The sequence below is a fragment of the Amycolatopsis sp. CA-230715 genome (assembly GCF_018736145.1).
Lineage (GTDB): Bacteria > Actinomycetota > Actinomycetes > Mycobacteriales > Pseudonocardiaceae > Amycolatopsis.
On the sequence record NZ_CP059997.1, the window covers coordinates 3,616,749 to 3,640,423 of the forward strand.

Genomic DNA, 23,675 nt, shown 5'->3' on the forward strand with positions numbered 1-23,675 from the left:
TGTTGGCCTAGTCCTGGAAGCGTTCTCGTGATGGCCATGACACCTTCGAAGGACTTGTTCTTCCCCGATTCAGGCCCCGTTCACATTCCGGTCGCTCTCTGTCGACATCGGACGGAGTTCCCTCATCAGATCGAGTCGAGTCGCGCGAACTCCTCGTCACCGAGTTCGAGCGCCGCGGCGGCCACGTTCTGCGCGAGGTGCTCCGGGTCGCCGGTGCCGGGGATGGCCAGCACGTTGGGCCCCTTCGCCAACGTCCAAGCAAGCCTGACCTGCGCCGGGGTGACCTCGCGCGCACGGGCGATCTCGGCGACCGCCGGATGTTCCGTGCCGCTGGCGATGGCGAAGAATGGCACGAACGCGATGCCGAGCCTGCCGCATTCCGCGAGCAGGGCGTCGTCCTCGCGGCGTGCCTGCAGGCCGTACTGGTTCTGCACGCACACCACCGGCGCGATGTCGCGTGCCTCGGCCAGGTGCTCGAGACCGACGTTCGAGATGCCGAGGTGCCGGACCAGGCCCTCGCGCTGGAGGTCGGCCAGCGCGCCGAACCGGTCGGCGAGCGAGCCCGAGCCCCGGTCGAGGCCGGTCCCGATCCGCAGGTTGACCACGTCGAGGTGATCGCGGCCGAGCTGGCGCAGGTTCTCTTCGACCTGGCCGCGCAGCTGCTCCGGCCGGGCCTCCGGCAGGAATTCACCCGACGGGTCGCGGCCGGGGCCGACCTTCGAGGTGAGCACCAGGTCGTCGGGGTACGGGCGCAGCGCGCGGTTGATCAGCTCGTTCGCGGAGCTGAGCGGGGAGAAGTAGAAAGCCGCCGTGTCGATGTGGTTCACGCCGAGGTCGAGCGCCTTCCGCAGGACTTCGACGGCCTGCTCGCGGCCAGGAAGGCGCATCGCCCCGAAGCCGAGCCGGTTGACCGTCCGGTCGCCGAGCTGCCAGGTGCCCGCCGCGTCGGCGGTGATCGTGTTCGCGTTCGTCATGGCTTCCAGGCTTGCCGCGTGCCGGGGCCGGCGTGCGGATTGGCAGCATCCTGCCAACCTTGCCGCCGGGTGGCGGACGGGACGAGACTGGCTGACGTGAAGCCGCTCGAAGACGTGGCCGTGGTGCGCGGCGAAGAGGAGCTGTTCGCACGCGCGGGGCACCTGTTCACCGGCGCGTCCGAGTTCGCGTGCGCCGCGAACGACATGCACACCTGGGCGATGGGGCGGTCTCAGCTTCGGATGCCGCCCCCGCCGGAGCGGCCCAAGCTCGTCCGCAAGCTGTACCGGCCGGGCATGCTGCTCGACCCGGCGATGTCGCCGTACCTTCGCGAACTGGAGCGCGAAGGCGTGCAGATCAGGATCACGCCGGACGAGATCAACGAAACGATCATCATCGACCGCCGGCTGGCGATCCTGGCCGGTGGTTTCGCCGGCGAGGACCGGACCTACAGCGTGATCACCAGGCCCGAAGTGATCCGCAGCGTGACGTCGCTGTTCGACTCGGCCTACCGCGGCGGCACCGAGCTCGCCGTCTACGACCGGCGGTTCGCGGAACTGCGCTCGCTGGCGCCGCGCATCCTCGAACTGCTGGGTTCCGGGTGCAAGGACGAGACCGCGGCGCGAACGCTCGGCCTCGGCCTGCGCACCTACCGCCGCCGCGTGGCGGAACTGATGGCCGCGCTCGGGGCCACGTCCCGGTTCCAGGCCGGGGTGCGGGCCCGCGAGCTCGGCCTCGTCTGAGCCCCTACTTGCCCTGGTTGGCGACCGCGGCCGCGGCTTCCTTCGCCGCCTCCGGGTCGAGGTACTCGCCGCCGGGCGTGACCGGCTCGAGGTCCTCGGTCAGGTCGTAGCGCAGCGGGATCCCGGTCGGGATGTTCAGGCCCGCGATGTCGTCGTCGGAAATGCCGTCGAGGTGCTTCACGAGCGCGCGCAGGGAGTTGCCGTGCGCGGCCACCAGCACGGTCTTGCCCGCGCGCAGATCGGGCACGATCGCCGACTCCCAGTACGGCAGGAGCCTCGCCACGACGTCCTTGAGGCATTCGGTGAGCGGCGCCTGGTCGCCGAGCGGGGCGTAGCGCGCGTCGGCGTCCTGGCTGAACTCGCTGCCGCGCTCGATCTCGGGCGGCGGGGTGTCGTAGGAACGGCGCCAGAGCATGAACTGCTCGTCGCCGAACTCTTCGCGGACCTGCTTCTTGTCCTTGCCCTGGAGCGCGCCGTAGTGGCGTTCGTTGAGCCGCCAGTCGCGGCGGACGTCGATCCAGTGCCGGTTCGCGACGTCGAGCGCGAGGTTCGCGGTGGCGATCGCGCGGCGCAGCAGCGACGTGTGCACGACCTCGGGCAGGAGGCCGCGGTCGGCGAGCAGCTGTCCGCCCTTGCGCGCCTCGTCCTCGCCCTGCGCCGAGAGCGGGACGTCGACCCACCCGGTGAACAGGTTTTCCGCGTTCCACGTGCTCTGCCCGTGCCGCAGGAGCACGAGCGTCCCAAGTTCGGCCATGGCCGCAAGCCTGCCAGAATCGCCGGCCGGCCCGGCAGCGGGTGCCCGAACCCGCACGGAAGTGACCGGTCCCCGGCATCGTTCGCTCATGCGGTTGACAGCTCGTCTACCTAGAGTGTGTCAACGTGGCCGGTAGTCGTCACTTCTGTCCCGCGACCGGCGAGTATTCGCTCTCCCGAACCTCCGCGAGGCTGCACTCCGTCAACCTATCGACAGAACTTCACTCGAATGGAGTAACGGGTAGTCTTGTGATTACCGGGTGCCTTCTGCCAAGTTGACTACATCCCGCTCGGCTGGATTCCACGCACTCCCCAGCCGAGACGGGCTACGACCGCAGCTCGTCTCCCCCTGCCGGGCTGCGGCCCGCCGGCCCCGTTGGCATCCCCCTCGTCACCGGGTCCAGAAGCGGCGGGAACGTCAGCGGGGCGGCTCGAGTTCGCGACTCCCCCTCCCTCGAGCCGTCCCGCTCTTTTTTTGTCTTTTATCGGTCGTCAAAATTTGCGCTGCCGGGGGCGCGGCTCTCAAGCTGAGTCCCTGTTGAGTGGCGGGCGCCCCCGCCATCGCAAATTTAGAGGGCCCAGGGGCCCTGCGACCGACTGCACGCTCCCGGCGCGCGGGGCGCGCCGGATCGCAGTTGTGGTCGGTCTGGCAATGGCCGAACCTTCGGTCCGGACCTCGCGGCACTCGGATGTGCAGGCGGGCGAGTGGGCTTTCGGTAGGCGCACAACTTGGGGGTCGCCGAGTGCAGTTAGCGGGCTAAACGTTGTCTGCGGGTGCGCGGGGCCGGGTGGGGCGCGGGTGCATTTAGCGGGCTAAATGTTGTTGGTGGGGGTGACGGGTGGCGGGGTTGTGGGACTGGCGGGCTTTTTGCGGCGGTGGTGCCAGTAGAGGGCCGCGGGGATCAGGAGCAGCGCGAGGAAGGGGGCAGCGGCGCCCAGGCCGGTCAGGACGCCGGAGCCGAAGATGAGGAAGGCGCTCCAGCCGTCGGCCAGGCCCGAGGTGAAGCCACCCGGAGCGGAATCCGGTTTCGACGCGGGCGGCAAGCTGACCGAAACCGAAATTGTCGCCATGTCGACTTGAGCGGTCAGGGTGTTCTGCTTCGCTTGCAGCGCTTCCAATTCGGTTTCGCGGGTGGTGAGTTCGGATTCCACCGACGCGATCTCGCTGACCGAACCGGCGCGGTCGAGCAGCGCCCGCACCCGCTCGACGCTCTTGCGCTGCGTCGCCAGCCTCGACTGGACGTCCACGACCTGCTCGGTGACGTCCTGGGCGTTCTGGACCTTGCGCACGACCGTGCCCAGCTTCGCCAGCTCATCCAGTGCCGAATCCAGCTTCGCGGCGGGCACGCTCACGCTCAACGACGCCGAATCACCGTCGGTGCGCTCTTCGCCGACGAATCCGCCCGCCGCCGTCGCGGCACGACGCGCGCCTTCACCCGCCGCGGCCGGATCCGGCGCGGTCAGCGCGATGGTCGCGGTCTTGGCCAGCTTCCGGTCTTCGGCCTGCCCTTGGCCCGCGACGGGCTTCCCCGGCGCGGGCGCCTTTCCCGGCGACGGTGCCTGCGGTGCCGCCATCTCGTTTTGCGCACCGCTACCCGAATCGGCGGTCCTCGACGCCTGCCCGCCGCTCGTGCACCCCGCGAGCGCGACCGCGAGCACGCCGCACGCCAGCACGACGCGCGTTCTCCTGGTGATCATGATTCTCCCTCCAGTGGTGGCGGAGGGACGGAGAGCGGCGTGCGCCCGGTTGCACGCGGCGAGTCAGGATTCGGTCAACGAGCCCGGTTGGTGACCACCTTCGGGTTCGACGAGGTGCTTGAACGCCTGCAGGTTCGCGAGGGACTCGCCGCGCGACACCCGCCAGTCCCATTCCCGTTTGATCGAGGTGGCGAACCCGATTTCGAGCAAGGTGTTGAAATCACCGTCAGCCGCTTCGAGCACCTGGCCGAGCACTTTGTCCAGCTCCGCCGGGGTGACCGTTTCCAGGCCGAGCCTGCCGACCAGGTAGATGTCCCCGATGGCGTCCACCGTGTAGTGAACGCCGTAGAGCTTCGCGTTGCGACGCAACAGGAAGCGGTAAACGTCCTCATGCGACTCGTCGGGCCGCCTGCACACGAAGGCCTCGATCGAGAAAGCGTGTTCGCGCGCGATGAGCCAGACGTTCGTCTGCAGTTTCTTGGTGCCGGGGAGCGTGACGAAATAACGGCCTTCGCCTTTTTGCTCGTACTTCAGCCCCGCTTCATCCAAAGTGGACCTGACGACGGTGTCCACCGTCATACCGCGACCTCCTGCGACGCACTGCGGAACGAACTCGTCGCCTCAGCGTAGGTTTTCAGCAGCTTCTCCGTCGTGCTGGCCCACGAGAACCGGCGCGCGTGCGCGATCGCGTTCTCGGCGAACTCGGCCATCCTGCCCGGCCGCTTGACGAGGCTGCCGAGCGCACTCGCCCAGTCGTCCGCGGTGTGCGTCGGCACCAGCAATCCGGAAACACCGTGCACGACGGCCACTGGCAGGCCGCCGACCTCGGCCGCGACGACCGGCGTGCCGCATGCTTGCGCCTCCAGCGCGACCAGGCCGAACGACTCGTTGTAGCTCGGCACCGCGACGACGTCGGCGGCGCGGAACACGTTCGCGAGGGACGGCACAGGTTGCGGCGGAAGGAACCGGGTCTGCTCCTCGATTCCGAGCGAGACCGCCAGTTCCCGCAGTGCCCGGGGCTGCTCCATGCCGCTACCGGAGGGACCGCCGACGATCAGCACGACCAACCGCGACCGCAGCGACGGCTCGCGTTCGAGCATCCTGGCCGCCGCCCGCACCAGCACATCCGGCGCCTTCAACGGCTGGATCCGCCCGGCGAACGCGAGCACCACCGCGTCCCGCGGCAGGCCCAGCGCATCCCGCGCGGCGGCACGGGGCCCCGGCGTGAACCGGCGCAGATCGACGCCGGGTGAAACGGTGTGCACCATGTCCGGGTCGGCGCCGTACATCCCGATCAGTTCGCGGGCTTCGACGGCCGTGTTCGCGATGAGGCGGTCCGCTTCGGCGACCACCTGCTCCTCTCCGATCACGCGCGTCCTCGGCTCCGGGGTGTCCCCCTCGGCGAGCGCGGCGTTCTTCACCTTCGCGAGCGTGTGCGCGGTGTGCACGAGCGGGACGCCCCACCGGTCGCGAGCCAGCCAGCCGACCTGCCCGGAAAGCCAGTAGTGGGAGTGGATCAGGTCGTAGTGCCCCGGCTCGTGGAACGCCTCGGTCCGCAGCACGCCCGACGTGAACGCGCACAGCTGCCCCGGCAGCTCGTCACGGCCGAGCGGTTCGAACGGGCCCGCCTGGATGTGCCGGACGAGCACGCCGGGTGCCAGCTCGGCGACCGGCGGCTGGTCCGACGAGGTCGCCCTGGTGAACACCTCGACCTCGACCCCGCGCCTGGCCATCTCGGTCGCGGTCTGCCGCACGTAGACGTTCATGCCGCCGGCGTCCCCGGTACCGGGTTGCTCCAGCGGCGAAGTGTGCACGGACAGCACCGCCACCCGGCGCGGCGCATGACGAGGCACGGGGTGCAGCGAGATCGTCACCTGGTCACTCCTGGTCAGCGTGCGAGCAGTTCTCCGGCGAACTGCCGCAGTGCCGAGGTGAACTCGGCCGCCTCCTCGACGAACGGCAGATGCCCCACACCCTGGAACCAACGCTCGCGGGCCCCCACTATCTTCCCCGCCGCGTATCCCCCGGCCGACACGTCGACGACGGCGTCCTCCGTACCGTGGATGACCAGCGCGGGGACGTCGACCGCGGCCAGCACGTCCGCGCTGTCGACCTCGCGGCGGAACAGCGCGGACCGGACCGCGGGCGGCACCGATAGGCACGAACCGAGCAGCGACTGGGCCAGCGCACCCGGCACCGGCCGCGAGGCCATCCCGTCACACAACGTGGTCAGCGCGGGCAGCGCGACCGCGATGTCCTCGGAAAGCGCGCCCGGCAATGCCGCGCGCATGGCCCGCCCCACCCTGCCGCCCGGCTTGCCGCGGCCCAGTTCGGTGATGGCGCCGGCCAGCACGATCCCGGCGATCCCTTCGGTGCCGTGCACGCGCAGGTAGTCGGTGAGCACGAGGCCGCCGTAGGACCAGGCCACCACGACCGCGGGCGCCCCGGCGAACTCCAGCACCGCGGCGAGGTCCGCCGCCCACAGGCCGGGATCGTCGTACCCTTCGACCGGCACGTCCGAGGTGCCGTGGCCGCGCAGGTCGACGGCGACGAGCCGGTGCCGCTCGGCGAGCGCGGGATCGGCGAGCTGAAGCGACCAAGCCAGTGAGGACTGGGCCCAGCCGTGCACGAACACGATCGGCCTGCTCTGCTCGGCGCCGACCACGCGCACCCCGAGCCGGACTCCGCCGCCACCGACGACTTCGGTCTGCATCCGCGCCGCCGCTACAGCGCCGACTTCGACTGCCAGGTCTTCCAGTCGAGCAGCCAGTCCATCACGTCGGAGGTGGTCACCGCGTTGAGCTTGGAACCGGTGACCTCGACCGGGTCGCCGATCATCGCGCTGTCGAAGTACGCCTTCGCGTCCTTGTCGAGCAGGTTGACGCAGCCGTGGGAGTTGTTCGTGTTCCCGATCGCGGACGCGTTGTCCTGGTTCTCGTGGATGTACTCGCCGTGGTTGGAGATGCGGCACGCCCACTTCTTGTTGACGTTCGTGTAGCCGTAGCGCGCGTTGTCGAAGCGCGCCGTCGGCTCCTTGGTCATCACGATGAACGTGCCGTTCGGGGTGTTGCGGTCGGTGACCGAGTCGAGGCCGTTGCTCGCCGGGTAGCTCGCCGACTCCTTGCCGTCGCGGTACACCTTCATCACGTGGTCCGGGGTGTTGATCTTGACCACCTGGTTGCGGCCGATCTTGAACTCGGTGCTCACGTCGTCCTTGGCGTACGTGCCGCCACCGAGGTCGATGCCGTAGACCTTCGCGGTGACCTTCACCTTGGTGCCCGCGGGCCAGTACTCCTTCGGCCGCCAGTCGGCCTGCTTGTCGGACAGCCAGGCCCATTCGCCCTCGACCTGCTTCGACGGCTCGACCACCAGCGCCTTCTGGGCGGCGGCCTTGTCCTTGACCGGGGAGGCGAACTTGACGCTGATCGGCATCGCGACCCCGACCTCGGCGTCGTCACCGGGGTTGAGCGTGACCCTGATCTCCTTGGCGGGCTTCAGGGTGTCGAACGCGCCGGTGAGCTGCGCTTCCTTGCCGTCGGTGCCGCTGGCCTTCGCCGCGTAGGTGTAGTTCTTGCCGTAGCCGAGCTGCCCCTTGCTCGTCCAGGTGGTCTTTTCGGCGTCGAAATCGCCCTCGACGGCTTTGCCGTCGGCGTTCGTGACCTTGACGTCGGTGAACTTGCCCTCGGCGACCTTCAGCACGACCGGCTGGGACACCTGCGCGTCCTTCGCGCCGACCGCGGGCGTCGCGGTGATCTGGGCCTTCGGCTGTTCAGGCGCGTCCCCGCCCGTGCCGCCACCGTTGCCCGGGGCCGCCGAGTCGTCGCCCGAGCACGCGGCGACCAGGACGGTCGCGCTGGTGGCGAGTGCCGCCTTGAACACCGTGCGCCGTTCGAACACCCCGAGGACCTCCTAGCTCTGGACGCGGCCGCATACCGAAGAACCGCCCGCAAACGCTTCGACGTTACCTGGACGTGCCTGCCGCCTCAGCGGTTGCCTTGTTCGTCCGGCTCGTCCCAGCCTGCCATGCTGGCGCGCGCCCGGTGACGTCCGTCCGGGTCCGCCACCCGCATCGGGGATGCCGCGTTCGTCACATCTCGCAGTTGATCAAGAGGGGTTCCGGGTGCAGTGAGACACCGAAGCGCGCGTGGACGCCGTCACGGACTTCGGCGGCGAGGGCGAGCAGGTCGGCAGTGCTCGCGGAGCCGCGGTTCGTCAGCGCGAGCGTGTGCTTCGTCGACAACGACACCCGGCCACCGGGGCCCCGGTGCCCCTTGCCGAACCCGGCGCGTTCGATCAGCCACGCGGCGGACAGCTTGACCCCGCCGTCGGCCGGGTATTGGGGCATCGCGACGTCGTCGCCGACGACCGAAGCGACGCGCGCGACGACACCGGCGATGTCGTTTTCGGCGACGATCGGGTTGGTGAAGAAGGAGCCCGCGCTCCAGGTGTCGTGGTCGTCGGCGTCGAGCACCATGCCCTTGCCGCGGCGTAGGCCGAGCACGGCTTCCCGCACGTCACCGGCGGGCACGCGCTCGCCGACCTCGACGCCGAGCGTCCTGGCGAGTTCCGCGTACCGAACCGGCTGCGACAGCCCGTCACCGTTCAGTTCGATCCGCACGCGGAGCACGACGGCCGCGTCGGTGCCCTTCAACACGCTCGTGCGGTAGCCGAGGCCCAGGTCCTCGCGGGACATCGTGCGGACCTCGCCGGAGCGCCGGTCGAAGCAGCGGACCGACACCAGCGATCCGCCGATCTCGAACCCGTACGCGCCGACGTTCTGGATGGGCGTCGCGCCGACCGAGCCCGGGATGCCGGACAGGCACTCCACCCCGCCGAGCTTCTCCTCGACGACGTGGGCGACGAAATCGTCCCAGTTCTGGCCAGCCGCGACGTCCGCGACGACCGTGCCCGCCGCGTCGCGCTCGAGCGTCCAGCCTTCGGTGGCGATCCGCACGACCGTGCCGTCGAACCCGTCGTCGCCGACGACCAGGTTCGATCCGCCGCCGAGCAGGAGCAGCGGCTCGCCTGCCCGATCCGCTTCCTGAACAGCGCTCAAGAGCGCGTCGTCGGTCGTCGCCGTGACGAACCGCCGCGCGGTGCCGCCGAGCCGCAGTGTCGTGTAGCTCGACAAGGGCGCCTGGGTGGGAGTTTCGACTGTGCTCACGTCCCGGAACGGTACTGTCTGCGCCCATGGGTTCCCGTATCGAGCACCGCGCAGAGTTCCCGCAGAGCGTCGCCGACGTCTACGCCGCGCAGACCGACGCCGACGTCCTGCGCGCGCGGCTCGAGCGGCTCGGCGGCAAGCACGCCGGGCTGCCCGAGCACGAGAAGACCGAGGGCGGCGCCCGCTACCGGCTCGTTCAGGGCATCGGTGCGGAGCAGCTCCCCCAGGCGGTGCGAACCCTGCACAAGGGCGATCTGATCGTGCACCGGACGCAGACCTGGACCACGGCGGGCGACGGGTACACCGGCACCGCGACCGCCGAGGTCGACGGCGTGCCGGGCGAGATCAAGGCCCGCACGGAACTGCGCGAGGAAGGCGGCCTCGCGGTGCTTCGCACGAGCGGGGAGGTCAAGGTCCGCATCCCGCTGGTCGGCGGCAGGCTGGAAAGCGTCATCGCCGAACAGGTCACCAAGCTGCTGCAGCGCGAAGCCGAGTTCACCGCGAAGTGGCTGGCCGACAACGGCTGACGGGCGGGCCGACACGCGCCATCGGGGCGCCGACCCGCGGCACGACGAACCCGAACCGGCTCCGCCGGGTCGACCGGTGGCTCACGAGCTCGCCCGAAATCGGCACGCTGCTGCGGCGCGCGGCGAACCCGCTCGTGGTCGATCTCGGGTACGGCGCGTCGCCGGTGACGACCGTCGAGCTGGCACGCAGGCTGCGCATCGCGCGCCCCGACGTGCGCGTGCTGGGGCTCGAACTGGACCAGGACCGGGTCGACGCGGCCCGGCACGCGGCGGACCCGCCCGCACTGGACTTCCGCCGCGGCGGGTTCGAGCTCGCGGGCACCTCGCCGGTCCTCGTGCGCGCGTTCAACGTGCTGCGCCAGTACCCGGAAGACGAAGTCGCGGACGCGTGGCAGGTGATGCTCGACCGGATGGCGCCAGGCGGGCTGCTCGTCGAGGGAACGTGCGACGAGATCGGCAGGCTGTGTTCGTGGGTGACGGTCGCGGGCGACGGGCCGAAAACGCTCACGCTGTCGTTCCGGCTCGCCGAGCTGGAGCTGCCGTCGACCGTGGCCGAACGGCTGCCGAAGGTGCTCATCCACCACAACGTGCCCGGTGAGCGCGTGCACGAGTTCCTGCGCGCGCTCGACGCGTGCTGGCTCGCCGCGGCGCCGCATCGCTCGTTCGGCGTGCGGGCGCGGTGGTCGCACACCGTCGCCCAGCTGGCGGACCGCGGCTGGCCGGTGCTGACCAGGAGGACGCGCTGGCGGCTCGGCGAGCTGACCGTGCCGTTCGCCACCGTGCGACCCTGAGGGCTGGCTTCTACGCGCTGTTCACGTCCCGCACGCCGCTGAGTCATCCGGTGGCGACCTGGGGTGATCACGATGATCGCGTGGAGCTGCTGAACGAGGTCACCGACCTGCTCCGGGGCACGCTGGACTCGCCCTGGCTGTGGCTCGCGCTCTTCCTGGTCGCCGGGCTCGACGCGCTTTTCCCGTTCATGCCGAGCGAAACGGCCGTCGTGACGGTCGCCGTGCTGCTGGGCCAGGACGCGCCGCGGCTGGCACTGCTCGCCGTGGTCGCCGCCGTCGGCGCGTTCGCGGGCGACTGCGCCAGCTACTGGATCGGCCGCACCGCGGGCGAACGCGTGCTGGCGAGCATGCGGCGTGGCGAGAAGACCCGGCAGCGCTACGACTGGGCGAAGGCCCGCGTCGACGAACACGCGCCGCTGCTGATCGTCGGCGCGCGGTACCTGCCGGGCGGCCGGGTGGCGAGCGGGCTGGCCACCGGGAGCCTCCACTTCCCCTGGCGCCGCTTCGCGGTTTACGACCTGTGCGGCGCGAGCGTCTGGGCGGTGTACAGCACCCTCGTCGGCTGGGTCGGTGGCGCCGGGTTCGCCGACGAGCCCGCGAAGGGCTTGGTACTGGCGGGCGCGCTCGCGCTCACGACGCTGGCCGCGTTCGAAGGCGCACGGCGGTTGCGCGGGTGGCTACGCTCGCGGCGTGGACCACGAGACGTACCTCGACGCCATCCGAACGCACCTCACCGCTTTCCAGGCGGCGGTGACCGCGGCCGGTCCGGACGCGCCGGTGCCGACCTGTCCGAAGTGGACGGTCAGCAGGCTGGTCGGTCACCTGGGCAGGGTGCATTCCCTGGTCCGCGAAGCGGTAGCGCACCCGCACGCCGGGAAGGTGAGCCCCGAACCTGCTCCTGACGGCTGGGCGGCCGTGCTCGCCTGGCAGCAGGCCCAAAGCGCGGCCATGCTCGACGCGCTCGGCGCCGGGCCGGACGCTCCGGCGTGGTTGCCGTTTCCCGGTTACGCGAAGACGACCGGCTCGTGGGCACGCCGGCAGGCACACGAAGGCGCGATCCACCGGCTGGACGCCGATACGGCGAACGGCGACGGGACACCGCTGTTCGATCCGGCGTTCGCCGCCGACGGCGTCGACGAAATGCTGACCGCCCTGCTGCCGTTCCGCCCGTGGACGGATTCGGCCGCGACCGGATCGGTGCTGGTGCACGCGGCGGACGCCGGTCGCGTGTGGATGCTGGAGTTGCGCGAAGGCGTGCCACCCGTGGTCGCCGACGGCACGTCGGCCACGTTCGACGCCGACGTGACGGTCGCCGGTACCGCGGACGCGGTGTACCGGCGGATCTGGGGCCGCCCGTCCGACGCGTCGGTCATCGGCGACGTCTCGTTGCTCGAACCGCTCGCGGCACCGTGACGGCACCAGGAAAGATGGCGGGCATGCCGCACCAGTACGTCATCACCTTCGGCTGCCCGGACCGGAGCGGGATCGTCGCGGCGATCTCCACGTTCCTCGCCGAGGCGGGTGGCCTGATCGTCGAAGCCGCGTACCACACCGATCCGGACACCCGCTGGTTCTTCACGCGCCAGGTGGTGACGGCGGAATCGCTGCCGTTCGACGTGCACGAACTGCGCGACCGGTTCGACGCGGTCGCGCGGTCGATTTCACCGGAGTCGGAATGGCGCGTCGCCGACACCGGTGAGCGCCGCCGCGTGGTGATCCTGGTGTCCAAGGACGGGCACTGCCTCTACGACCTGCTCGGCAGGGTGGCCGCGGGCGAGCTCGACGTGGACGTGTCGGCGGTCGTCGGCAACCACGCGCCGCTCGGCGACATCACCAGGGCGCACGGGATCCCGTTCCACCACGTGCCGTTCCCGAAGGGCGACCCCGAAGGCAAGGCGGCCGCGTTCGCCGAAATCGCCGGGATCGTCGACTTCCACGACCCGCACGCGGTGGTGCTGGCGCGGTTCATGCAAATCCTGCCCGCCGACCTGTGCCAAGCGTGGGCAGGCCGCGCGCTGAACATCCACCACAGCTTCCTGCCGTCGTTCATCGGCGCGCGGCCCTACCACCAGGCGCACGCGCGCGGCGTCAAGCTCGTCGGCGCGACCTGCCACTACGTCACGGCCGACCTGGACGCGGGCCCGATCATCGAGCAGGACGTCACCCGCGTCGCGCACGGCGACTCGGTTTCCGACATCGTCCGCAAGGGCCGCGACATCGAAAAGGTCACGCTCGCCCGCGGCCTGCGGTGGCACCTCGAAAACCGCGTGCTGGTGCACGGCAACCGGACGGTCGTCTTCTGAGGTTCAGGGCCGGACGAGCATCTTGCCGGTGTTCGCGCCACCCAGCAGGTCGAGGAACGCCTGCGGGGCGTTGCGGATGCCGTCGACGACGGTTTCGGAGTACTTGATGCTGCCGTCGCGCACCAGCGGGGCGACCTCGGCGAGGAACTTCGGCTGCAGGTCGAAGTGGTCGCTCACGAGCATGCCGCGCATGGTGAAGCGCTTCGCGATGATCTGCGAAAGATTCCTCGGCGCCGGCGTGGGTTCGGTGGCGTTGTACTGGGAGATCATTCCGCACACCACGATGTGCCCGTGCAAGTTCAGCGAGTCGATCGCGGCTTCCAGGTGCTCGCCGCCGACGTTGTCGAAGTAGACGTCGATGCCGTCGGGCGCCGCTTCGCGCAGTTGCTCGGCGACGGGACCGTCTTTGTAGTTGAACGCGGCGTCGAAGCCGAGATCCTCGACGAGGTGCCGGACCTTGTCAGCGGAACCGGCACTGCCGATCACGCGCTGAGCACCGTTCAATTTCGCCAGCTGGCCGACGATCGAACCGACCGCGCCCGCCGCGCCGGAGACGAAGACGGTGTCGCCCGCCTTGAACGCGGCGACGTCGAAAAGGCCGCTGTAGGCGGTCAGGCCCGTCATACCGAGGACGCCGAGATAGGCGTTCAGCGGCGCTGCTTCCGGATCGACACGGACGGCCTTCTTCGCATCGAGCACCGCGTGGGTGCGCCAGCCGAGCTGGTGCAGGACGACGTCGCCCGGCTTGAAGGTGTCCACTGTGGACTCGACGACCTCGCCGAGCGCGCCGCCGTGCATCACCTTCCCGACCTCGTACGGCGCCGCGTACGACTTCGCGTCGCTCATCCGGCCCCGCATGTACGGGTCGACGCTGAGCACGAGGTTGCGCACCAGGATCTCGCCTGGTCCCGCCGCGGGCACCTCGGTGTCCACAATGGAAAAGTCGTCGAGGGTCGGGGTGCCGTGAGGACGGGCGGCGAGCCGGATTTCGGTCGCCTTGGCCGGTGCGTTCACCAGTAACTCCAGTGGTAGTGGTTCCTGCGGGTACGCCCGTGCCAACGCGCTAAACGGGGCGCAAATTCCGGTTGTGGCGAGTACTACACAGCCGCAGCGAGGTTCGCCAGGACGCCGTCGTAGATGCGCTTGAGCCCCTTCGGCGCGAACGTCTTCTCGAAGAAGCCGCCGATTCCGCCGGCGCCGTTCCACGTCGTTTCGATGCGCACCAAGCTGCCTTCGCCCGCGGCGCGCACCGTCCACGTCGTCACCATGCTGGAGTTCGCGTCGGTCTCGACGAGGGTGCCGGGTTCCGGCTCGGTGACCGTCGCCGCGATGTCGCGCACGCGCTTTTCGGTCGCCTGCAGCTTCCACGACGCCTTGGTCCCCGCGCCCGTGCCGCCCTCGGTGACCTGGTAGTCGCGGTACTGCTCGGTCAAAATTTTCGACCGCGTCCCGGCGTAGTCCGCGACGAGCGCGCGAACCTTTTCCACCGGCGCGTCGATCGTGCGTTCCGCGGTGGCTGTGACCTGGGCCATCTCACTCCCCGTTCCGTCTTGCCTACTCGACACGCCCACGATTCCACACCACCGCCGACGCCCTCACGCGCGTCCTCCTGCCGGTTAATGAAAATGGTTTCAATTTAGGCTACGGTAGCCGGCATGGCGAATGCGGCAGGACAGGCGGGAACGGCGCGGCTGTGGGCGCTCGGCGATTACGCCACGGTGGGCGACCGGTGGTCCGCCGCGGGTGCCGCACTGGCCGAACGGGCCGTCCGGCCAGGAGACCGTGTACTGGACGTGGCGACCGGAACGGGCGTGGTCGCGATCGCCGCCGCCCGCGCGGGCGGCGTGGTCACCGGGCTCGACGTCACCCCGGCACTGCTCGACGTGGCCACGGTTCGCGCGGGAGATCTCCCGGTGCGCTGGCGCGAAGCGGACATGACCGCGACCGGCGAGCCGGACGGCGAATACAACCGCGTGCTGTCGGCGTTCGGCGCCATGTTCGCGCCCGATCCCGCGGCCATGGCGGCGGAGCTGGTGCGGGTGTGCCGCCCCGGCGGCTTGATCGGGCTGACCGCGTGGCTGCCCGACAGCGCTTTCGGGCGACTCCGCTCGCTCTACACCGACGTGCGGCCGGAACGGCAAGCCGGACCCGACACCGAACGCTGGGGAGACCCGGCCCAGCTGGCCGAGTTCTTCACCGGCCAGCCGGTGCGGCTGGAAACGACCGTCGACACGGTCGACGTGCGCTGGCCGTCGTTCGAGGACGCGGTCACCGAAATGACCACGATGGTGCCCGGCATGGTCGCCGCGCGCGCCGATCTCGAGTCCACAGGGGACTGGGACGCCGCGTACCGGCGGCTGCGGGAACTGCTGGCCGCGGGCCGCGAGGACGACCGCGGTTTCGTGCTCCCGGTCGGTTACCTGACCGCTGTGGCGCACCGCGCGTGAAGGCCTGGCAGGAGGAGTGGGACCGCTTGATGGCGGTCTACCAGCCACGCCGGGACGAGGGGGTGGACGCGGCATTCGGCCTCGTCGATGCCGTACTGGACGGCCTTCCGCCGAAAATCCTCGACCTCGGTGGCGGCACCGGATCGGTCTGCCGCAAGGCGCTCGGCCGGTGGCCGGGCGCCGACGTGACACTCCTGGACCTCGACCCGGTGCTGACGACCATCGCGCGCGAAACCTTGCCACCGACGGCCGGGATCGTGGCCGCCGATCTGGACACCCCGGCCTGGATCGGGGCCCTGCCACACCGGGAGTACGACGCCGCCCTGGCGGTCATGGCACTGCACTACCTGCCGCCCGGCAGGCTGACCGCGCTCTACGCCGAGATCGCGAGCGTGCTGCGCGACGGAGGGCTGCTGGTCGTGCTCGACCACATGCCCGAGCCGGGCCTTGCCGCCCTCGCCCGCCGCCTGCGGCACCGCGTATCCGATGCATCCGCATCGGATTGGGATTCGTGGTGGGCGCGTGCCGCGGCGGACCCGGCGCTCGGCAGGGCCGCGGCCGCGCGCACCGCTGTGCTGGCGGGCCGCACGTCGACCGAATGGACGCCGCCCGCCGCATGGCACGTCGACGCCCTGCACGCCGCGGGCTACACCGAAGCCGGTACCGGCTGGCGCCACGGCACGCACGCCGCCGTGGTCGCCGTCGCCGGCACCGCCGTCGAAAAGCGCTGAGGAACTACGCCAGCCCCTTGTCCTTGAGCCAGTCCTTGGCGACGTCGGCGGCCTGCTCGCCGTCGGAGTCGACGCGTTTGTTCAGCTCGCGCAACTCCTCGGTCGTCAGCTTCGCGCTCACCGCGTTGGCCGCGGCCGCGAAATCAGGACCGCGCTCGTCGAGCACCTTCTTGTTCACCGCGGGCACGATGTTCTCGGTCGGCACGATCGTCAGATCGTCCTGCAGCGCGGTGAACTGCGGGTCGCCGACCAGCGGGTTCACCGAGTCGACGGTGACCGCGGTGATCGTGCCGTTGCGCAGCGCCTCGATCCGGGGGCCCGCTTCCTGGATCGCCTGGAAGCTCGCGTTGAGCTTGTAGACGTCCTTGAAACCGAGGAAGCACGGGATGCGCTTCTCGCACTCCGGTCCGCCGCCGAGGATCACCTTGTCCAGCTTCTTCAGGTCGCTGATCTTGGTGAGCCCGTGCTGCTTGGCGAGATCGGCCTTCACGATGAACGTGTTCTTGTTCTCGGCCTGCGCGTAGTCCAGAAGGGACACTCCGGACGGGGCGAGCAGTTCGGTGAGCTTCGCGTGTTCGGACTTCGCGTCCTTCGGCGCCTCGCCGTTGAACCCGGTGGTGATCGCGGCGCCCTGGTACTCCGGCAGGAATTGGAGCTCGCCCGACTTGAGCGACGGGTAGATGAGCTCGCGCGAGCCGATGTTGAGCTTGCGCTGCACCGGGTAGCCCTTCGCTTCCAGCGCGCCCGCGTACACCTCGGCGAGGATCTGGCTGTCGGTGAAGTTAAACGACGCGACGACGATCGGCGCGCCGCCCTTGCTCTGCGCCGCGGGCTGACCACCACCGCTGTCACCCCCGCCACCGCACGCCGCCAAGCCGAGCGCCGTGGCCGCGACCGCCGCGGCCACGCGAATGTTCCTGGTCCAGCGCATGAGGTCTCCCATCTGGAATGCGGAACAAGACACTAACCCCGGGCACCGACAGAATCCACGTGCTGGAACGGTTTCCCAGCGACCGGAATTCGTCGTGCCGCGGCCGTACACTCACGCGGTGCGGGAGTTCTCGATCGCCCAAAGCGGCAGACCGATCTTCGAATGGCGCTGGGTCGAGCGCAACGCCGAGGCGATCGTCACGCGGCTCACCGAACACGTCTCGTTGACCGCCGCGGCGCTGGGCATCGGGCTCGCGGTGTCGATCGTGCTGGCCGTCGTTTCCTTGCGGTACCGCTGGTTCGCCACCACCGCGAACGGTTTCGCCGGCGCGCTCTACGTCATCCCGAGCCTCGGCGCGTTCGCGTTGCTGCGGCCGTTCTTCGGACTGACGTTCACCACGGCGGTCATCCCGTTGGCGAGTTACACGATTCTCATCCTGATGCGAAACATAGTCACCGGAATCCGGCAGGTGCCAGCCGAAGTCCGGGAGGCCGCGGTCGGCATGGGATTCACCCGCGGCAGGCTGCTCGCCCAGGTGGAACTCCCGCTCGCACTGCCGGTGATCGTCGCGGGGCTCCGCGTCGCGGCGGTCACCACGATCGGGCTCGTCACCGTGACTTCGATGCTCGGCATGGGCGGGCTCGGGTTCTTCATCCGCGCCGGGATCCAGACCACCACGCCGAACCCGACGCCGATCATCGTCGGCATCGTGCTCTCGATCGCGCTGGCGGTACTGGTCGATCTCCTGCTGTGGCTGGCAGGACGCGCACTCGCGCCGTGGTCGAGGAAGGTGCGGACCCGATGAGCATCATCGACGAAACGGTGCGCTGGCTGTCCGAGCCGAACCGCTGGAGCTGGACGGATCCGGCGGGCATTCCCTATCGGACGGTCGAGCACCTCGAGTTCTCGTTGCTGTCCCTCGCGGTCGCGTCGCTGCTGACGATCCCGCTGGCGCTCGTGCTCGCGCACTACCGGCGCGGAGAATTCCTCGCGTCGAGTGCGGTCAACATCGGACGCGCCGTCCCCAGCTTCGGGCTCATCATCCTGTTCTGGTTCCTGGCCAGCAGATGGGACATCAGCACGACCTTCTGGCCGCTGCTGCTCGCACTGGTCGCGCTCGCGCTGCCGCCGCTGTTCACCAACACCTACGCGGGCGTGCTGTCGCTGGAACAGGACACTGTGGACGCCGCGCGCGGCACCGGCCACACCGAACTCCAGATCATGCTGCGCATCGAACTCCCGCTCGCGTCGCCGGTGATCCTCGCCGGCCTGCGGGTGGCGTTCCTGCAGCTGGTGGCCACCGTCGCGATCGGCGCGATCGTCAACGACGGCGGCGGGCTCGGCCGGTACATTGTGGACGGTTTCGCACTCGGTGCGGGCGGATACGGTGAAATCGTGGCGGGCGGCATCGCGGTCATCGTGCTGGCGCTCGTGTGCGAAGGCGTGTTCGCCTTGATCACCCGGTTCGCCGTGCCGCGAGGGCTGGCGCTGCAGCAGCGGAGCCGCCCCGAAAACCCGCACACGATCGCACCCGAACCGAACTGAAACCGCGCCGCCGGGATCCGGCGCCGTGCCGGATCCCGGCGTATTCGGTCAGATACCGTCCGAAAAGATGAACTTCCGGACTTCCACCCCGAGGCCCTTGATCTTCGTGTCCGGGATGAGCGCGGCCAGTTCCCTCGCGCGTTCGTCGGACGCGGCGTCCACCAGGTAGCAGCCACCGGCGAAGCACTCGGTGCCGAGGAAAAGTCCTTTCGACACCCCGGACTCCGACACCACGACGGCCTCCGCGGGGTCGTTGAGCGCGAACGTGCACACGAACTCGCCGCTGGCCTTGGTCGTCTCCATGAACGCGCCGTGCCCGTTCATGATGTCGTCGTTCTGCTCCTTGGTCAGATTCGCCATGACGGCCGGGTCGATGTGCATCGTGAGCAGGTACTTGGTCATTTCGGCTCCTCGGTTCCGCGGCGCCCTTCCGGCGCCTTTCGCGAGCAAGTCGGAGCCGCCGCCCGCGCCTCTACATCACGCGTCGAGAAGTTTCAGCCTTTTCCCGAGCCGTTCGAGATCGGGACCGAGCGGCCGGTCCACGAGCACCGGGTCGACCGTTTCGCCGACCCACGCGTAGACCGCGCGCACGCCGGGCGCCGCCGCGTTCGCGCCCCGGAGGTGATCCGCCTGGCACGCGGCGAGCAGCTCGCACGCGGAGACCACCATGAGGTGTTCGACCGCCGCGCGCAGCTGCTCCCCCGCCGCGGGCGCGAACGCCTGCACGTCCTCCTGGCCCGCGGACGTGTCTGCCGAACCGACCGTGGCGGGCGCCGCGAGCCGCCGCAGCGCGTGCAACTCGCCCGCCGCGCGCTTGTGCAACGGGGAGAGCCCCGCGTGCGGCCCCGGTTCGGCGGCGAGCTGCGCGGGCAATCCGGTGAACCGTTCGTCGAGCATCCGGTGCAACCGCTGCACACCGATCTCGCCGAGGTGGACCAGCGCGGCGGTCACCGCGTCCATCCGGAGCCCGAGGTCGGCGGCGTGGAAACCGGTCGTCGAAACGAACTCGCCGTCGATGAACGCGGGTGAGTCCGCGGGAACTCCCACGGCGCGCTCGACCGTCTCCGCGAGTTCGCGCAGCACCCGGCGTGCGTGCGCGATCGCCCGCGGACCGACCCGCGCCGACACCGGGGCCTGCACCACGCCCTCGCGCACAGCGGCAACCTTCACCAGTGCGAAAACCTCGCCGAGAACGTCGGTGAGCACGGAATCGGCGCCGCCGAGCGCGGGGTCGTAACCGGCCAGCGGCGCACCGAGGATGTCGACCGCACCGGCGGTGCACAGCAACGTGACTTCGACCGCGCGGGCGGCATCGACGCCCCGCAGGACGGCGTGCGCCCTCGCGAGCGGCGCGCCCTGGATCAGGCTCACGCCTTCTTTCGGACCGAGGACGTACGGCTCGACGCCACGACGGGAAAGCGCGTCCGCGGCGGGTATTTCGTCATCGCCGTCCAGCACGGTCCCGATCCCGGCGAAGGTCTGGAACGCGTGCGCGAGCGGGATGATCTCGCCCGCGCTGCCGAGCCCCGCCCGGGGCACGGCAGGTACGAACCCGTCGTTCAGGCGGTCGGCGAGAAAACGGACGAGTTCGGCGCTCACCCCCGCTTCCGGTGCCAGGAAATCCTGCAGCCGTGCCGCGAGCAAGCCTCGGACGTCGCGTTCCGGCAGCCACGGCGGTCCGCCGACCGCACGCCCGATCAGCAGGTTCCGCTGGTGCTGTGCCTGCTGTTCCAGGGTCAGCGGAACGTCGGCGAAACGGCCCATGCCGGTGTTCACGCCGTACACGGGTCGCGTGCCGCTCGCCAGCGCGGCGAGCACGGCCGTGCGGCCCGCGGCGAGCACGTCGAGCTGAGCACTGTTCAACTCCACTCGCGCGCCGTCGGCGATCGCGCGGATGTCCACCATGGCCGCCCCCAGTAGGTCACTCATCGATACGGCAGCATCGTGCCGACGCCGGCCTGCTCCGCCCTGCCGAGGATCAGGTGCGCGACCGCAAGGTCCGTCGTGGACAGACCGCGATGCCAGAACAGCACGCGTTCCCGGTCGTCCTCCCTGCCCGGCTTGCTGCCCGCGACGACGTCGCCGATCTCGGCGTGCACGCGCTCCTCCGTGAGCAGGCCCGCGTCGAGCTGCGGCCGCAACGCACCGAACGCGGAGTTGCCGGACCGCGATTCGCGCCAGTCGTCCACGACGACCTTGTCCACCACGTCGAGCAGGTCGAGCTCCAGCGCGCTGATCGTGCCGTAGGGCACCAGCAACGCGCCCGGCCGCACGAACTCCTTGCGCAGCAGCGGCTCCGGTGCGGTCAGCCGGGATGCTTCGACCAGGATGTCCGCGCCGTCGAGCGTCTCCTCCCAGGTCTCGCACGCCAGGACCGGTTTGCCGAGCCGCGTGGAAAGGCGGTCCGCGAAGTCCGCGCGCGATTCCGGCCGTTTGCTGGTCACCCGGATCTCGTCGAAGTCGAAGACCGAGTCCAGCAGCACCACGTTCCACCACGCCGTGCCGCGCGCACCGACGTGCCCGAGTACCTTCGCGTCGCGGCGAGCCAGGTACTTGGCGCCGACCGCGGTCATCGCGCCGGTGCGGGCGTCGGTGATCATCGTGCCGTCCACGATGGCGCGCGGCATGCCCGTTTCCGGGTCGAGCAGCAGGATCAGCGCCATTTCGCTGGGCAGGCCGCGTTCGAAGTTCGCGACGAAGTCGCCGACCACTTTCACACCGCTGACCCGCTTCGCCGACAAGTGCCCGCGCAACACGTTGAAATGGCCCTTGCCGCCGTTGTCCGGCACGAGGTGCGTCCGCGGCTCGAACACCACGCGCCCGGTGCCGTGGTCGGCGAGCACGTCCTCGACCGCGCCGACGATGTCCGCGTCGGTGATGCCGAGCGAGTCGATGTCGGCACCGGAGAGGTACCGCATCCACACCTTGGTCATCAGCGCGCTAGGCCGTCGATGACCTCCGCACCGGGCAGCGACGCGGCGACCGGGCCGGGGATGAGCAGCTTGCTGCCGCGGATCCCGCTGCCGATGACCAGTTCGGGCGCTTCGGCGACGGCCTTGTCGATCAGGATCGGCCAGTCCGCGGGCAGCCCGACCGGGGTGATCCCGCCGTACTCCATGCCGGTGAGCGAAACGGCTTCGTCCATCGGCGCGAAGGACGCCTTCCGGACGTCGAGGCGGCGTTTGATGACGCCGTTGACGTCGGCACGAGTGGTCGCGAGCACGAGCGCGGCGGCGTAGCGCACTTCGCCCGAGCGCTTTCCTGCGACGACGACGCAGTTCGCCGACGCCGACAGCGGCGACGAGTACGCCTCGCAGAACGCGGCCGTGCCCGCGAGGTCGGCGTCGATGGCGGCGACACCGACCGCGTTACGATCGGCGAGTGCGGCGAGCGCCTTGGCGACGGGCTCCGCGAGGAGGTCCGTGCGCTGGGCCGCGGGCTCGACGGTCAGGGTTCCGGCGATGGTCCAGGTGGTCACGCGGCCAGCGTACTTACCAGTTCCGGCCGCCGCGCTGGACCTCGATGAGCTTCGGCCGGACGTCCACGATGTAGACGAGCGAGGCGACCATGCCGGCGAGCCAGAAGATCGTGCCGTTGCCCCAGAACCCGGTCAGCCCCATGATCACCGTGGCGCCGCCGGTGATCGCGAGCCACAGGGGCTTGGTCTTGCGATCGGCCGCGGCGTAGGCGTCGGCGCGCTGCAGCAGGGCGTGCACGAACGCGAACAACGCCGCCAGTGTTCCGAGCTGGTCGATGACCCAGCAGATCCAAAAGGCGGTTTGCGGCACACCATCAGCGTACTTGAGGTGCCGGGGACAAAACGGGCCCCCGGCACCTCGAGCGGGTGCCGGGGGCCCGGGAAGCGGGACGCTTACTTCTCGGTCTTCGGCGCGGTGGTCTTCTTCGCCGTCGACGCGGTGGTGGTGCGGCGCGTCGTGCTCGCGGCGCGCGGGGCCGTCTTGTTCGCGGCCTTGCGGGTCGCGCTGCGGGTCTCGTGCGCGACCTCGTCGCCTGCTTCTTCGACCTTGTCCGCGACCTCGGAGGCGACCTCGGTCACCTTGCGAGCGGTCTTCTCGCCGGCGGAGCGGGTCCGCTTGGTCACCTTGCCGAGCACGCCGTCGACGCGCTCACGGGCGTCGCCGGTGACCTCTTCGACCCTGTCCTGCGCGGTCTGGAGTGCGTCCTCGAGCTGCTCCAGGGCCTTCTTGACCTGCGGCTGGGCGGCGATCTTGTCCCACGCCTGCTCACCGGACTCGGCCAGCTTGTTGTACAGCTTGATGGCGGCCTCGGTGTACTCGTCGATGACCTTGCGCAGCTCGGCCGGGTCCAGCTTCTCGCGGAGGCTCTCGACGTCGGTCGGGAACTCCTCGAAGTTCTTGCGGGCCGCTTCGCTGCTCTCGTTCACGCGCTCCTTGGCCTTGCTCACGGCGTCGACGACGGCCTGGCTGGCCAGGTTGCCAGCGCCCAGCGCGGCGAGCAGCGGCGTGCGGACCTGCTCGAGGGCGGTGTTGACGGCCTTGCGAACGTCTTCGGTCTTGGGTGCGGTCATTGTTCGTTCACTCCTCGGAAAGGCGCGGCACCGTTGAGGGGCGGGTTGGGCGCCGCGGGGTTTTGGTGCGCCGTGTCTTCCGGCGCTGTGGTTTCTCGGGCCGAACGCGTCGCCTGGTTCTCCCTGCGGAACGACTCGTAGACGTCGAGCAGGACCTGCTTCTGCCGCTCGGAAAGCTCGGTGTCCGACCGAATCGCCTCGGGCACGGGGCCACCGGTCGGCAGGTCCAGGATTCCGGCCTGGACGTACAGGGCCTCCGCCGAAATCCGGAGTCCCTTGGCGATCTGCTGCAGGATCTCCGCGCTGGGCTTGCGCACCCCGCGCTCGATCTGGCTTAGGTAGGGGTTGGACACGCCGGCCAGTTTCGACAGCTGGCGTAGCGAGATCTTCGCGTTGCTGCGCTGCTGCCGGATGTACTCGCCGATGTCGGAGGCTATGTCGGCGACCTTGTCGATCGGCCCGGTCGCCGGCTCTCGCGGCTCTGTCATCCGGTCACCTCCTTACGACCACACCGACGGTAC

At 70.0% G+C, this 23,675-nt stretch carries 27 protein-coding genes and 1 pseudogene; 10 read left to right on the forward strand and 18 right to left on the reverse strand.

The features are described 5' to 3' along the window. Window positions 1-125: 125 nt before the first annotated feature. Window positions 126-974: an oxidoreductase gene (locus tag HUW46_RS16825; protein ID WP_215548173.1), complete on the reverse strand. Its 849-nt coding sequence runs from the start codon at window positions 972-974 to the stop codon at window positions 126-128. 96 nt (window positions 975-1,070) lie between these two features. On the opposite strand from HUW46_RS16825, the gene HUW46_RS16830 reads away from it, so the two are divergent. After that, window positions 1,071-1,715 (forward strand): DNA-binding response regulator, encoded by a 645-nt coding sequence (locus HUW46_RS16830; RefSeq protein ID WP_215548174.1) that lies wholly within the window; start codon window positions 1,071-1,073, stop codon window positions 1,713-1,715. A gap of 4 nt (window positions 1,716-1,719) precedes the next feature. Here HUW46_RS16830 and HUW46_RS16835 read toward each other — a convergent pair whose 3' ends face one another. The 7 genes from HUW46_RS16835 to HUW46_RS16865 all read right to left on the reverse strand — a co-directional run bounded on the left by HUW46_RS16835 (window position 1,720) and on the right by HUW46_RS16865 (window position 9,330). Next, entirely contained in the window at window positions 1,720-2,469 is a 750-nt protein-coding gene (locus tag HUW46_RS16835) for a phosphoglyceromutase (protein WP_215548175.1), read from the reverse strand. Between the two features lie 812 nt (window positions 2,470-3,281). Further along, on the reverse strand, window positions 3,282-4,166 hold the full coding sequence (locus HUW46_RS16840; protein ID WP_215548176.1) for a DUF4349 domain-containing protein: 885 nt from the start codon (window positions 4,164-4,166) through the stop codon (window positions 3,282-3,284). A 63-nt stretch (window positions 4,167-4,229) separates the two neighbouring features. Further along, the gene (locus HUW46_RS16845) at window positions 4,230-4,745 is read right to left on the reverse strand and encodes a YbjN domain-containing protein (RefSeq protein ID WP_215548177.1); all 516 of its coding nucleotides are present in this window, start codon (window positions 4,743-4,745) and stop codon (window positions 4,230-4,232) included. Next, window positions 4,742-6,040, reverse strand: coding sequence for a D-inositol-3-phosphate glycosyltransferase (gene mshA / locus HUW46_RS16850; RefSeq protein WP_215548178.1), 1,299 nt, complete (start codon window positions 6,038-6,040; stop codon window positions 4,742-4,744). Before mshA ends, HUW46_RS16845 begins: the two co-directional genes overlap by 4 nt. Window positions 6,041-6,054: 14 nt before the next feature. Then, window positions 6,055-6,879 carry an alpha/beta fold hydrolase gene (locus HUW46_RS16855; RefSeq protein ID WP_215548179.1) on the reverse strand — a complete coding sequence of 275 codons (825 nt, stop codon included), beginning with the start codon at window positions 6,877-6,879 and terminating at the stop codon, window positions 6,055-6,057. Window positions 6,880-6,890: 11 nt separating this feature from the next. Beyond that, entirely contained in the window at window positions 6,891-8,063 is a 1,173-nt protein-coding gene (locus HUW46_RS16860) for a L,D-transpeptidase (RefSeq protein WP_215548180.1), read from the reverse strand. Window positions 8,064-8,253: 190 nt separating this feature from the next. Continuing rightward, entirely contained in the window at window positions 8,254-9,330 is a 1,077-nt protein-coding gene (locus HUW46_RS16865) for a UDP-N-acetylmuramate dehydrogenase (protein ID WP_215548181.1), read from the reverse strand. 26 nt (window positions 9,331-9,356) lie between these two features. On the opposite strand from HUW46_RS16865, the gene HUW46_RS16870 reads away from it, so the two are divergent. From HUW46_RS16870 to purU, 5 genes and pseudogenes are all read left to right on the forward strand, one after another. Continuing rightward, complete coding sequence (locus HUW46_RS16870) at window positions 9,357-9,857, forward strand: DUF2505 domain-containing protein (RefSeq protein ID WP_215548182.1); 501 nt, start codon at window positions 9,357-9,359, stop codon at window positions 9,855-9,857. Next, the gene (locus HUW46_RS16875) at window positions 9,836-10,648 is read left to right on the forward strand and encodes a class I SAM-dependent methyltransferase (RefSeq protein ID WP_215548183.1); all 813 of its coding nucleotides are present in this window, start codon (window positions 9,836-9,838) and stop codon (window positions 10,646-10,648) included. Before HUW46_RS16870 ends, HUW46_RS16875 begins: the two co-directional genes overlap by 22 nt. Window positions 10,649-10,836: 188 nt before the next feature. Beyond that, window positions 10,837-11,202, forward strand: a pseudogene (locus HUW46_RS48915) (DedA family protein); the annotation flags it as partial. A 196-nt stretch (window positions 11,203-11,398) separates the two neighbouring features. Further along, window positions 11,399-12,061 carry a maleylpyruvate isomerase N-terminal domain-containing protein gene (locus HUW46_RS16885; protein WP_254126238.1) on the forward strand — a complete coding sequence of 221 codons (663 nt, stop codon included), beginning with the start codon at window positions 11,399-11,401 and terminating at the stop codon, window positions 12,059-12,061. Between the two features lie 14 nt (window positions 12,062-12,075). Continuing rightward, a complete protein-coding gene (purU, locus tag HUW46_RS16890) occupies window positions 12,076-12,951 on the forward strand; it encodes a formyltetrahydrofolate deformylase (protein WP_215549919.1) in 876 nt (291 codons plus the stop codon). Between the two features lie 3 nt (window positions 12,952-12,954). On the opposite strand, the gene HUW46_RS16895 is transcribed toward purU, so the two are convergent. Together HUW46_RS16895 and HUW46_RS16900 are read right to left on the reverse strand one after the other, a co-directional pair. Continuing rightward, window positions 12,955-13,965 (reverse strand): NADP-dependent oxidoreductase, encoded by a 1,011-nt coding sequence (locus HUW46_RS16895; RefSeq protein WP_215548184.1) that lies wholly within the window; start codon window positions 13,963-13,965, stop codon window positions 12,955-12,957. Window positions 13,966-14,048: 83 nt separating this feature from the next. Then, a complete protein-coding gene (locus HUW46_RS16900; RefSeq protein ID WP_215548185.1) occupies window positions 14,049-14,483 on the reverse strand; it encodes an SRPBCC family protein in 435 nt (144 codons plus the stop codon). A 123-nt stretch (window positions 14,484-14,606) separates the two neighbouring features. Between HUW46_RS16900 and HUW46_RS16905 the strand changes: the two genes are divergently transcribed. Beyond that, the gene (locus HUW46_RS16905; RefSeq protein WP_215548186.1) at window positions 14,607-15,398 is read left to right on the forward strand and encodes a class I SAM-dependent methyltransferase; all 792 of its coding nucleotides are present in this window, start codon (window positions 14,607-14,609) and stop codon (window positions 15,396-15,398) included. Then, window positions 15,395-16,129, forward strand: a complete 735-nt coding sequence (locus tag HUW46_RS16910) for a class I SAM-dependent methyltransferase (protein ID WP_215548187.1) — start codon at window positions 15,395-15,397, stop codon at window positions 16,127-16,129. The genes HUW46_RS16905 and HUW46_RS16910 overlap by 4 nt, the downstream gene beginning before the upstream one ends. Before the next feature lie 4 nt (window positions 16,130-16,133). Here the strand turns inward: HUW46_RS16910 and HUW46_RS16915 are convergent, their stop codons facing one another. Further along, on the reverse strand, window positions 16,134-17,060 hold the full coding sequence (locus HUW46_RS16915; protein WP_215548188.1) for an ABC transporter substrate-binding protein: 927 nt from the start codon (window positions 17,058-17,060) through the stop codon (window positions 16,134-16,136). A 118-nt stretch (window positions 17,061-17,178) separates the two neighbouring features. Between HUW46_RS16915 and HUW46_RS16920 the strand changes: the two genes are divergently transcribed. Together HUW46_RS16920 and HUW46_RS16925 are read left to right on the forward strand one after the other, a co-directional pair. Continuing rightward, window positions 17,179-17,865, forward strand: a complete 687-nt coding sequence (locus HUW46_RS16920; protein WP_254126240.1) for an ABC transporter permease — start codon at window positions 17,179-17,181, stop codon at window positions 17,863-17,865. Then, window positions 17,862-18,605, forward strand: a complete 744-nt coding sequence (locus tag HUW46_RS16925) for an ABC transporter permease (protein WP_215548190.1) — start codon at window positions 17,862-17,864, stop codon at window positions 18,603-18,605. Before HUW46_RS16920 ends, HUW46_RS16925 begins: the two co-directional genes overlap by 4 nt. Window positions 18,606-18,653: 48 nt before the next feature. On the opposite strand, the gene HUW46_RS16930 is transcribed toward HUW46_RS16925, so the two are convergent. From HUW46_RS16930 to HUW46_RS16960, 7 genes are all read right to left on the reverse strand, one after another. Then, the gene (locus HUW46_RS16930; RefSeq protein ID WP_254126242.1) at window positions 18,654-19,007 is read right to left on the reverse strand and encodes a YciI family protein; all 354 of its coding nucleotides are present in this window, start codon (window positions 19,005-19,007) and stop codon (window positions 18,654-18,656) included. Between the two features lie 75 nt (window positions 19,008-19,082). Further along, a complete protein-coding gene (locus tag HUW46_RS16935) occupies window positions 19,083-20,534 on the reverse strand; it encodes an aromatic amino acid lyase (protein ID WP_254126244.1) in 1,452 nt (483 codons plus the stop codon). Continuing rightward, window positions 20,531-21,538 carry an ornithine cyclodeaminase family protein gene (locus HUW46_RS16940; protein ID WP_215548191.1) on the reverse strand — a complete coding sequence of 336 codons (1,008 nt, stop codon included), beginning with the start codon at window positions 21,536-21,538 and terminating at the stop codon, window positions 20,531-20,533. The genes HUW46_RS16935 and HUW46_RS16940 overlap by 4 nt, the downstream gene beginning before the upstream one ends. Further along, entirely contained in the window at window positions 21,538-22,083 is a 546-nt protein-coding gene (locus HUW46_RS16945) for a YbaK/EbsC family protein (protein WP_215548192.1), read from the reverse strand. Before HUW46_RS16945 ends, HUW46_RS16940 begins: the two co-directional genes overlap by 1 nt. A gap of 13 nt (window positions 22,084-22,096) precedes the next feature. Beyond that, entirely contained in the window at window positions 22,097-22,393 is a 297-nt protein-coding gene (locus HUW46_RS16950) for a DUF2516 family protein (protein WP_215548193.1), read from the reverse strand. 83 nt (window positions 22,394-22,476) lie between these two features. Continuing rightward, window positions 22,477-23,154, reverse strand: coding sequence for a hypothetical protein (locus tag HUW46_RS16955; RefSeq protein ID WP_215548194.1), 678 nt, complete (start codon window positions 23,152-23,154; stop codon window positions 22,477-22,479). Further along, entirely contained in the window at window positions 23,151-23,642 is a 492-nt protein-coding gene (locus tag HUW46_RS16960; RefSeq protein ID WP_254126246.1) for a helix-turn-helix domain-containing protein, read from the reverse strand. The genes HUW46_RS16955 and HUW46_RS16960 overlap by 4 nt, the downstream gene beginning before the upstream one ends. Window positions 23,643-23,675: the final 33 nt, after the last annotated feature.